Origin of the sequence: Microcoleus sp. BM001215392 (genome assembly GCF_036700185.1) — a bacterium.
Lineage (GTDB): Bacteria > Cyanobacteriota > Cyanobacteriia > Cyanobacteriales > Microcoleaceae > Microcoleus.
The window spans coordinates 1-9,161 of the sequence record NZ_JAUBOJ010000321.1 but is presented as its reverse complement, the minus strand read 5'-3'; the positions used below and the strand labels follow the sequence as shown (position 1 = coordinate 9,161).

15 protein-coding genes are annotated in these 9,161 nt (G+C 41.6%); 8 read left to right on the top strand and 7 right to left on the bottom strand.

Going from position 1 to position 9,161, the window contains the following annotated elements; translation table 11 throughout:
* Positions 1-30: 30 nt before the first annotated feature.
* Positions 31-1,947, bottom strand: a complete 1,917-nt coding sequence (locus tag QT974_RS26165) for a hypothetical protein (protein ID WP_333471331.1) — start codon at positions 1,945-1,947, stop codon at positions 31-33.
* A 99-nt stretch (positions 1,948-2,046) separates the two neighbouring features.
* A complete protein-coding gene (locus tag QT974_RS26160) occupies positions 2,047-2,439 on the bottom strand; it encodes a transporter (protein ID WP_333471330.1) in 393 nt (130 codons plus the stop codon).
* A gap of 158 nt (positions 2,440-2,597) precedes the next feature.
* Here QT974_RS26160 and QT974_RS26155 point away from each other — a divergent pair, with 158 nt between their 5' ends.
* From QT974_RS26155 to QT974_RS26120, 8 genes are all read left to right on the top strand, one after another.
* Complete coding sequence (locus tag QT974_RS26155) at positions 2,598-3,776, top strand: glycosyltransferase family 2 protein (protein ID WP_333471329.1); 1,179 nt, start codon at positions 2,598-2,600, stop codon at positions 3,774-3,776.
* Positions 3,777-3,844: 68 nt separating this feature from the next.
* Positions 3,845-4,516 carry a class I SAM-dependent methyltransferase gene (locus QT974_RS26150; RefSeq protein ID WP_333471328.1) on the top strand — a complete coding sequence of 224 codons (672 nt, stop codon included), beginning with the start codon at positions 3,845-3,847 and terminating at the stop codon, positions 4,514-4,516.
* A 224-nt stretch (positions 4,517-4,740) separates the two neighbouring features.
* Positions 4,741-5,064 (top strand): hypothetical protein, encoded by a 324-nt coding sequence (locus tag QT974_RS26145; RefSeq protein ID WP_333471327.1) that lies wholly within the window; start codon positions 4,741-4,743, stop codon positions 5,062-5,064.
* 120 nt (positions 5,065-5,184) lie between these two features.
* Positions 5,185-5,409 (top strand): DUF433 domain-containing protein, encoded by a 225-nt coding sequence (locus QT974_RS26140; RefSeq protein WP_333471326.1) that lies wholly within the window; start codon positions 5,185-5,187, stop codon positions 5,407-5,409.
* Between the two features lie 3 nt (positions 5,410-5,412).
* Positions 5,413-5,772 (top strand): DUF5615 family PIN-like protein, encoded by a 360-nt coding sequence (locus QT974_RS26135; RefSeq protein ID WP_333471325.1) that lies wholly within the window; start codon positions 5,413-5,415, stop codon positions 5,770-5,772.
* A complete protein-coding gene (locus QT974_RS26130) occupies positions 5,741-5,935 on the top strand; it encodes a hypothetical protein (protein WP_333471324.1) in 195 nt (64 codons plus the stop codon). The genes QT974_RS26135 and QT974_RS26130 overlap by 32 nt, the downstream gene beginning before the upstream one ends.
* Positions 5,936-5,944: 9 nt before the next feature.
* Positions 5,945-6,160 carry a hypothetical protein gene (locus QT974_RS26125; RefSeq protein ID WP_333471323.1) on the top strand — a complete coding sequence of 72 codons (216 nt, stop codon included), beginning with the start codon at positions 5,945-5,947 and terminating at the stop codon, positions 6,158-6,160.
* The gene (locus tag QT974_RS26120; RefSeq protein WP_333054057.1) at positions 6,160-6,420 is read left to right on the top strand and encodes a type II toxin-antitoxin system RelE family toxin; all 261 of its coding nucleotides are present in this window, start codon (positions 6,160-6,162) and stop codon (positions 6,418-6,420) included. The genes QT974_RS26125 and QT974_RS26120 overlap by 1 nt, the downstream gene beginning before the upstream one ends.
* A 100-nt stretch (positions 6,421-6,520) precedes the next feature.
* Here the strand turns inward: QT974_RS26120 and QT974_RS26115 are convergent, their stop codons facing one another.
* From QT974_RS26115 to QT974_RS26095, 5 genes are all read right to left on the bottom strand, one after another.
* Positions 6,521-7,141, bottom strand: coding sequence for a tetratricopeptide repeat protein (locus tag QT974_RS26115; RefSeq protein WP_333471322.1), 621 nt, complete (start codon positions 7,139-7,141; stop codon positions 6,521-6,523).
* Between the two features lie 222 nt (positions 7,142-7,363).
* Complete coding sequence (locus tag QT974_RS26110) at positions 7,364-8,170, bottom strand: YqaE/Pmp3 family membrane protein (protein ID WP_333471321.1); 807 nt, start codon at positions 8,168-8,170, stop codon at positions 7,364-7,366.
* A 22-nt stretch (positions 8,171-8,192) separates the two neighbouring features.
* Positions 8,193-8,339 (bottom strand): hypothetical protein, encoded by a 147-nt coding sequence (locus tag QT974_RS26105; protein ID WP_333471320.1) that lies wholly within the window; start codon positions 8,337-8,339, stop codon positions 8,193-8,195.
* A 12-nt stretch (positions 8,340-8,351) separates the two neighbouring features.
* The gene (locus QT974_RS26100) at positions 8,352-8,666 is read right to left on the bottom strand and encodes a hypothetical protein (RefSeq protein ID WP_333471319.1); all 315 of its coding nucleotides are present in this window, start codon (positions 8,664-8,666) and stop codon (positions 8,352-8,354) included.
* Between the two features lie 59 nt (positions 8,667-8,725).
* Positions 8,726-8,998 (bottom strand): hypothetical protein, encoded by a 273-nt coding sequence (locus QT974_RS26095; protein WP_333471318.1) that lies wholly within the window; start codon positions 8,996-8,998, stop codon positions 8,726-8,728.
* Between the last annotated feature and the right edge of the window lie 163 nt (positions 8,999-9,161).

The window sequence follows — 9,161 nt, the reverse complement described above, 5'->3', positions numbered from 1 at the left end:
AACTTATATGCGGTCATGCTTCTTCAGGCTTCAAAAACCAGATGCACCCGTGCGACTTAACAAATCGAGTATAAAAATATCCCCATCATCGTATACTCTTTTGCGAGTCTTGCCAAGTTCTTTTAAATTATCTTGAAAATCCCAAGTGTTGTCTACTTGATTTCTCAGCCAAGTATTCTCCATCTTAATATTTGATGAAAATAAAGCTTTTGAATATGCTGCTTCCTTTGCATAAGAATATGCTACATATTTAATAGATTGTGAAGTTAAATAATCAGCCAACGGTTCGCTGCCTTTATATAAAGGCATACCGGGGGGAGGACTCGAACCGCCTGGCCAATCTGCCAACAAAATTTTATTCCGCTTAAAATCTAGTAAAAAAGGTTTTTCAAGTCTTGTTAAAAGTGTTTCTCCTTCAGCAATTGACTGCTGCATTTTGATGTGTTGAGCAGTCTGCTGCTCCGACACCAAAGCTATATTATTTATGCCGGATTTGATGTCACCGGCAAATTCCGAATATCTAATTTTGAGGCTGTTACTGTTATTGCCAATCATGATGCCAGCTACAACCATAGCAATCAGTAGAGGAGCAGTATTAGATAATTTGCTTTGATCTCCCGCTTCGTAAGTAAAAGCTACGATCATCAATACAATTAATGCTGTCGAAACAAAAGGAAATGAATACCGATAACTTTCTACTCCTCCTGTAGAGTAAGCTAAAATAGGTATTCCTAAACCCGCAGCTATTAACAAAGATAGCGATGCCTCGCGACCCGATATCGGGCCAGTTCGCCAGCGGAAGACGGCAAAACCCAGCAACCACAGCGAAATTCCATATACATTAATCGCCGATCCAATAACAATTTTTATCACTTTCATCAGCGTCAAATCTTTGTTTAAATAAATGCCATAGGCGGAACCGTGATATCCCTTACCCAACAATGGGTACAATAAAGTTCCCGAAGATTGGTACATCGAAATCATCCAGGGCAGAAGCAGGAAAAAAGTTAAGATTCCCGCCAGTATAACTTCGTATATTACAGTTCGGCGATTGCTGACAGCTCCCAAAATATAAAAAAAGTAACTTAAAATAATTAAAATTATGCAAGCTGGAATGTAGCTTGTTTTCAAAGAGCAGATACCCGCCGCAACTAAAGCTACAATACAAGCATTAGGAATCCAATTGCTCAGCTTTATTACCTCCGAGTCCAGAGTTACGAACAAGCTCAAGAACAGAGCTGTTCCCGTTACGGTGCTGCTGGTATTTAGTTGAGGATAATAGATGCAGAGGAAAATAAAAAGAAATAAAACTGCTGTTTGCTTGGGAATATTTTTTTGTTTAAAATAACCTAAAAGAAGTCCTACTGATATTAGGAATGAAACTCCGGGATCGATTAAATGAAAATTTTCGTTGCCGAGCACGCTGAGCACAAAAGTATGCAAGAAAGGCTGTCCTCCCAGGGAAGACAGCCTTCTTTCGCTGAACGGATCTGGGCCCAAAGATCCCATCTGTAGCATCTTATGTGGATATACAAAATAGGCATGGTAATCGTCTAAGCCTTGGAAATTTAGACTGTAAACCGAGCCTGCATAGTGCCAAAGATTTAGAAATACGACTGTAAAAATCCCTAAAATAAATACCCGCTCGCTCCAATCAAATTTAAACTCTGATACCGAATTGATGAATAACTGCCTGCTGGTGTAAAAATCGACGATTCCGTACAGGAATCCTAAGGCTAGATAAATTAAAACTGTTGTTGGCGAAATTGTCCAAGTAAGATTCAAGACTCCCCCAAAGCACAGACTCCAAGCCATCCCCCAAGCTGCTCTTTGTCCCCAGTCAACCCTGTGTTTGGGAAAGAGGATGCGGTTGACTGCTCCACCCCAGCCAATCAGCGATACAAGAATGCAAATTCCCCATGCAAAAGAAAGAAAATAAGAATTCATAATTGTGACCTCGGTAGGGATTCAGAAGGTAACACTTAGACGCACTCTTGGACTTAATGTATAAACTCAGGACTCAAATATCAATATCAAAAGCGATCGCTAACTTCCCCCAGTTGCACCCCCAGCTTGACCTCGGAGTACAAAAATTACTCCCGTCATGATTAACCCCACACCTACTAATCGCAGCGGTGGTAAAGGCTCGTTAAATACAATTTTGCCTCCTAAAACAGTAAATAAGTAACTAATTGACAACAAAGGCGAGACTATGCTAATGTTGGCGCGAGAGAGTACAACAATAAACCCTACAGAAGAAACGGCATACAAAGCAAGACCAGCTACGATCAGAGGCTGAGTAGCCATTGCTATGACTTTTTCAACCAAATTAGCAGCGCCAATCGGGCCTAAAATTTTAGCTCCAGCTTTCAGAGAAAATTGACCAACGACGCTGCACAAAATAGCAGCAAGCAAAACCAGAAAAACGCCTCTATTCATGAATTCACAAACCTAATACGACAGCGCGAGAATTGCAGACAAAAAACTAGCCATAACAGCTTTGATTAAGTTTTATTTAATTTTCTTGGCCACCCCTATTTTAAGCATAGATACTGGAAAAGCAAGTATTATTTCACGAGCAAGAGTGGAACAAGCATATGCCAGAGCAGACCAACTCAACCGGGGAATACACTCTCGAACTCTCGATAGTCATGCCCTGCCTGAACGAGGCAGAAACATTAGAAATCTGCATAGATAAGGCACAGAAGTCTCTGCAGGAACTCAATATTGCTGGCGAAGTCATCATAGCAGACAACGGCAGCACTGACGGTTCTCAAGATATCGCCACCAGAATGGGAGCCCGAGTCGTCCCCGTAGCAGCCAAAGGCTACGGCAGCGCCCTGATGGGCGGCATCATCGCTGCGCGCGGAGTTTATATTATTATGGGCGATGCTGACGACAGTTACGACTTTTCCAACCTCGGCCCTTTTGTCGAAAAATTGCGCGGAGGCTGCGAATTAGTGATGGGAAACCGCTTTAAAGGGGGCATCAAACCGGGGGCCATGCCGCCGCTGCACAAATATTTAGGAAATCCGGTGCTGACATGGCTTGGGCAGCTATTCTTTTCAAGTCCCGCCGGCGATTTTCACTGCGGACTCAGGGGTTTCAGGAGAGACTCAATTTTGAAGGTGGACTTGCAGACAACGGGGATGGAATTTGCGGGCGAAATGGTGGTCAAAGCCTCTCTGTACAAGCTTCGATTCGCTGAAGTTCCTACCGTGCTTTCTCCCGACGGCCGCAGCCGTCCGCCGCACCTGCGAACTTGGCGAGATGGCTGGCGGAACCTGCGATTTTTGCTGCTTTACAGTCCCCGGTGGCTGTTTTTGTATCCGGGTGTGGCGCTGATGATTTTGGGTCTAATTGTCGGTATCTGGCTGTTGCCTGGTACTCAAAAGATCGGCAGTATTAACTTTGATGTGCACACGCTGTTGTATGCTGCGATCGCAATTATCATCGGTTTTCAAGCAGTAACTTTTGCATTTTTCACCAAAATTTTTGCGATTAGTGAAAAATTGCTGCCCGAAGACCCGAAACTAAATAAAATATTTCGGTATGTTAGCTTAGAGACAGGATTGATTGTCGGAGTCACCCTGATTTTAATTGGAATAGTTGGCTCGTTCTTGTCATTAACTATCTGGAGCGAAACTGCTTTCGGTACTCTAGACTCTTCTAAAACTCTGCGTTTGGTTATTCCCTCACTCACTTGCCTGACCGTGGGTTTGCAGATGGTTCTGTCCAGCTTTTTTCTAAGCGTACTGAGTTTAAAGCGCAGGTGATCGAATCAAACTTACTGGAAACATTTTTACGACCACCCATTAACCTGATGTTTTGCACCAATATGAATATGAAAGTAACTGAAAACAAATCCAGCGAATATATTGGTCCCGAGCTTGGTGGTTTGGCAACTAAATTATCTTGGTACGCTCGCCAAAAAATGTTTGATTTACTCATGGCATTAGCCAATCCAAACGCCGAAACAACTGTACTGGATGTAGGAGTAACTTCCGACCGCCGTGAAGACAGCAATTTCTTTGAAAAACTCTATCCATACCCGGACAAAATTACCGCTGTTGGCATGGAAGATGCTTCGTTTTTAGAAGAAGAATATCCCGGTTTAACATATGTCCGTTGTAACGGTTTAACCTTGCCATTTCCCGACAAAAGCTTTGATTTAGTCGTCAGTTTTGCTGTAATCGAACACGTCGGCAACCGCCAACAGCAAACAGCTTTTGTTCGAGAACTTTGCCGCGTCGGCAAAACTTGCTGCATCACCACTCCCAACCGCTGGTATCCGATAGAATTTCACACCGTTGTTCCTTTAATTCACTGGCTTCCAGCCTCCTGGTTTCGAGCTATTCTAAGATTGCTCGGCAAGCACTTTTTCGCCAAAGAGGAAAATCTAAACCTTTTATCCGAAAAAGAGGTATTAAAAATGCTACCAGCAGATGCAGAAGTTTCTAGCAGACATTTCCGACTGCTGGGTTTGATATCAAATCTGCTTTTTTATGTCATCTAAATAGTTGCTACTTTAGTCCTAGACGCATTGTAACGGTTTAAAAATGCTTTGAGACTTGTGTTGAGCCTAGTCGAAACATTGCTTGACTACGTTCTCTTCGGACACGATCGCACTTTCGGATAGCTGTGCTTCAGGTACTTGGGGAAGATGGGGGCGATCGCATTTCCCAGAATTTTAAATAGAGATATAATAGAGAGCAACCAAAAACTCTTACAACCAAGTCTATGTTTACTTATAGCAAGGTACTGAATCAAGTTAAAAGCCTCACCCTGGCAGACCAACTGCGGTTATTAGAAGACTTGAAAAAAATAATTCAGTTACGGGAAGAAGTTGCAGAAGATGATGAAGTAATTTCACCACAAGAAATAGCAGAGAGCGAAGCTGCTTGGCAAGATTACCAGGCAGGTCGCGATCGGGGGATATCCTCAAAAAAACTTAAATTAAAGCTGTTACTAGAAAAAATTGCAGCAAGTAATGTCTTTGCGGATATTAGCGATCCGGTGGAATGGCAGCGAGAGTTGCGTCAAGATCGTCCACTTCCCTGGTAGGGATAAATAATATCGCACTTTAGGAAGATAAGGGCGATCGGCTCACTGCTGAAAAAAGACAAGTTGCGATCGCCTACCTGATGACTTAAAATAGAACAGACATAGAGCTGCGTGGTCAAAATGGACAGAATCTCCGTCAACCCTCAAATTCACTTCGGTAAGCCTTGCATAGTGGGTACGCGCATTACTGTACAGAGCGTTCTCGAATTACTAAATGAAGGGCTTTCTTTTGGAGAGATTATCCGAGACTATTATCCCGATCTGGAAGTGGATGATATTCGGGCTTGCTTGCGTTATGCGATCGCACTGGTGGCGGCGGAAGATGTGCATTTGGCATTAGCTTAAATTATGAAGTTTCTGATAGACCAAGATGTGTACGCTGTCACCATAAAGTTTTTGATTGATGCAGGACATGATGTAATTGTTGTTGCTCAAATGGGTTTAGCGCAAGCAAGTGATGAAGAAATACTGAGAGTAGCCCAAACAGAAAATCGCATCCTGGTTACGCGAGACAGAGATTACGGAAATCTGGTTTTTGTGATGGCGATCGCGACAGGTGTGATTTACCTTCGAGTCTTACCTAAAATGGTGAATGAAGTTCACAAGGAACTAGCAGGAGTTATAGAAAATTACTCTGAAATAGAACTAAAAGGGGCATTTGTGGTTGTAGAACCTGATGGACATCGCTTTAGAAAACCGCTTATATAGGAAGTTAATTAGTTTGGTGTTGGAAGGTAAGGGCGATCGCACTTTGGGAAAAATAAGGGCGATCGCTCTGCGAAAATACTCTCCAAAGTGCGCTCTGGCCAAATCAGTTACAGCGACAACTTTACTAAATTTGCTATTATTTATGAATAATCCCACAAACTAGGAGATTAAGATGCAAGTCAAAGATATGACAGTTGAGCAACTGCGGGACTTGATTCGACATACCGTTGAACAGTGCTTAGAAGAATATTTGGGCGATCCTGATGCAGGTTTAGAAGTTAAGGAAGAAGTCAAGCTGAAATTGTTAGAGTCAATGAAGCGGAAACAAGCAGGAGAAAATAGCATCGAACTTGGGGAAGTCTATCAAAAAATTGGTCTAAAATCGTAATGAGCTATTCGGTTGAGTTGACAGCAGAAGCTCTGGTTAACCAAGAAAGATTGACTCAGGCTGTGCAGGAGCGTATAGGTAATAAAATCAATTGGTTGGCGGAAAATTTTGAACAAATTACTCCTATGCCTTTGTCGGCTAATCTGGCAGGTTTCTTTAAGTTAAGAGTGGGTGATTATCGGGTGATTTATTCTTTTGATGATGATTTAAAGGTGATTACTATTCACCAGATTGGACACCGGAGAGAAATTTATGATTAACTTAAGGGCGATCGCGCTTGGGGGAGAAAAGGGCGATCGCATTTCCCCACTGCTTGTTAAATAGTTCCTTTTAAAACTCTACCAGCTTTTAACTTCTCGGCTACGCATCCACATCGTTTTGCAGCCAGCTAATATCACCGCCTAGCAGCGTCCTAGCTAGATTCCTTTTCAGAATTGCATCCTCTTTCATAGTTGTGTCCATATTTTTAGGTTCATTTTCCAGTATAAAATCAAAATCTTCTACAGCGCGCCGCAGCAATTCTTCACCGTCATCAGCTTTCATTCCTACATAGTAAAAAATACCACCTCTGCGATAGCGTGGTGGTATACATTTGGGATATTCTTGAAGAATTTTGTCGTAGATTGTAATAGCTTGTGATAGATATTCTATAGATTCCAAAAATTCGTTGCTAAAATAAATAGATTCAAATACTTTACCTAGATCGTAATAAATTTCCATAGTAACACTATCATTTACATTACTATCATTTAAAATGATATTAATCGCTCGGTTAAAATCTTCTATGGCTTTTTGATAATTACCCGAACCCGCATAAAGTAGACCGCGCCACTTGTAAGCTTCCCACTTCATAGGATTGACAGATAAAACCTCATTAAGGCTCTCGAAAGCTGTCTCGTAGTTGCCTTTCTGTATTTCACTAGAGGCTTTCCCCATTAAGTCTAATTCTAATTCCCATGTGCTTTCTTCCGATATATTCATATCTCTTCATTCCTGTTTTGAACCTTATTTACTTAGGAAATAAACCAAAGTATACACCTGGGTTTTATATAGCTAAACTAAATTCGAGGAAGCGATCGCCCCCAGCACCCTCTCCCATCCTTTGCACTACCGCATAGTAGATTCGATAGAGCGATCGTATTTCCCTTTAACCAAATTGATTAGGTTGGGCAATTTGTTCGCGGAGCCTAGGTATATTTTTTTCTACTGAATACAGATCCTAAGTCGCATAAACAAGCCTATCAGACCAGCATAATGATTTATGTTACTAGGAGTATATATGACGGGTAAATGACCCTTTGGTGCTGAGCATTGATAAATTAGACCAGAATTGTTTGATTTCCACCCTAGTATGTCATTTAATTTAAACCAGGCATCGAACTGAGCTGAGAAGCTAAGTTCGTCGGCGTTGCTTTCAATTTTCTCTCGCTTGTCAAATTCTTGTTTCTCTTTGTAAAGACTCGTATAAATATTAATCCAAATTTCATCTTGAACACTAATACCAAAACGTCCTTCGCTGTATTTGACCCAAAGCCTGTCTATAGTACATATATCTGTGCAAGGAATTCTTGGTATTTTAGTTTTTTCAGGATCTGGATCGCTTAGGTTCAGGTCTATATAGGAAATCTTTTGGAAAATAGATTTAGTTTCCTTATTAGCGGATTCAAAATCTTTAACTGCTAGACAATTCCGCAGGTTTCGATAATCTATTCCTACTGCTGAACTCAGATCGTCATTCAGTTGACTTTCATCAATAGTCGGGTATCTTATTTCATTACGATTAGGAAGGCTAGAAGTTTCATCTTCATTTTTATTAACTAAGGCATTGTGATTAAAAATCAGCCAAACAGCGTGGATAACTCCGGGAATCCATGTAAAACAGAATGTGAGCACTAGGTTTATCCAAAACTGAGTGCCAAGCCCAACTGTCAAATATACGCCCAGCGGGGGGAAAAAAATCGCAGCGACTACGTGGCTAGTCTGAACGGGTTTTTTCTTAAGATCGCTCATATTTATACTCCAATTTTAATTATTAATGATACTGAGATGAAGCATCGCCCCCTGCACCCTCTCCCATCCTTTGCGCTACCGTATAGTAGATTCGAGGGAGCGATCGCCCAACCTTTAACTTTTCCTGTAAATGTGGGCGATCGCAACTTTTCTCAATCAATCCTTCCATTTCTGAATGGAACTATAAGACAAGGTTTGCACGACCGCTAATTCTAGATTTAATATGTGACCACCACCCAGGATTGTCATTTTTCCGTATAACAACTTTCTTGACATCACTAGGTAATTCGTCAAAAACTTTCTGAACAAGTGCTGTACCACGACCTTGATTTTCATTGACTGGGCTTACGGTTAAAGTGATGATATCAACTGTATCTTCTGATATTCTTTTTGCACTAATCGAGTCTCCCCAAGTACCTTCACAGCGGATCATCATCCAATTGCCAATCCTATTAAGATTATCATCAGCCGCCTTTGTGTCAATTTCAAATTCCATGCTACTTGCTAACCTTTAACTTTTGCCGTAGATGTTGGCGATTGCGTTTCCTTCTTTAGCTACTGGAAATTCAAAGCAATCCTTGCCGCAGTCATAATGACATTATGGCTTCCAAACTTCATGCTATAGTCTCTACCTTCGGAGTTGTGCTGAAAACCAGTTGGTTGACCGTTTTCGAGTTCAACTCGAGTGTGCGGGTAATCAGGATCGTTTGGGTCGTATTCAGTTCCAACTGGTCGCATCATAAAAAATCGACCATGCTGCTTTTGTTTCATTTCCCAATCAATACCATCAACATTACCAATACTCTGCCATCCTTTTGGTTCTGCCATATTTCGCTTTTAATTCATCTAAAGCTCAGTATATTACAATGATGAATCCGGTAATGTCGGGACTTTTCCTAGACAAGCAGATCGCAAATGTCGGAAATGTCGGAATCATGTCGGAAATGTCGGAAAGATCGGATATAATACGACAAACCGCAGCACACGACTG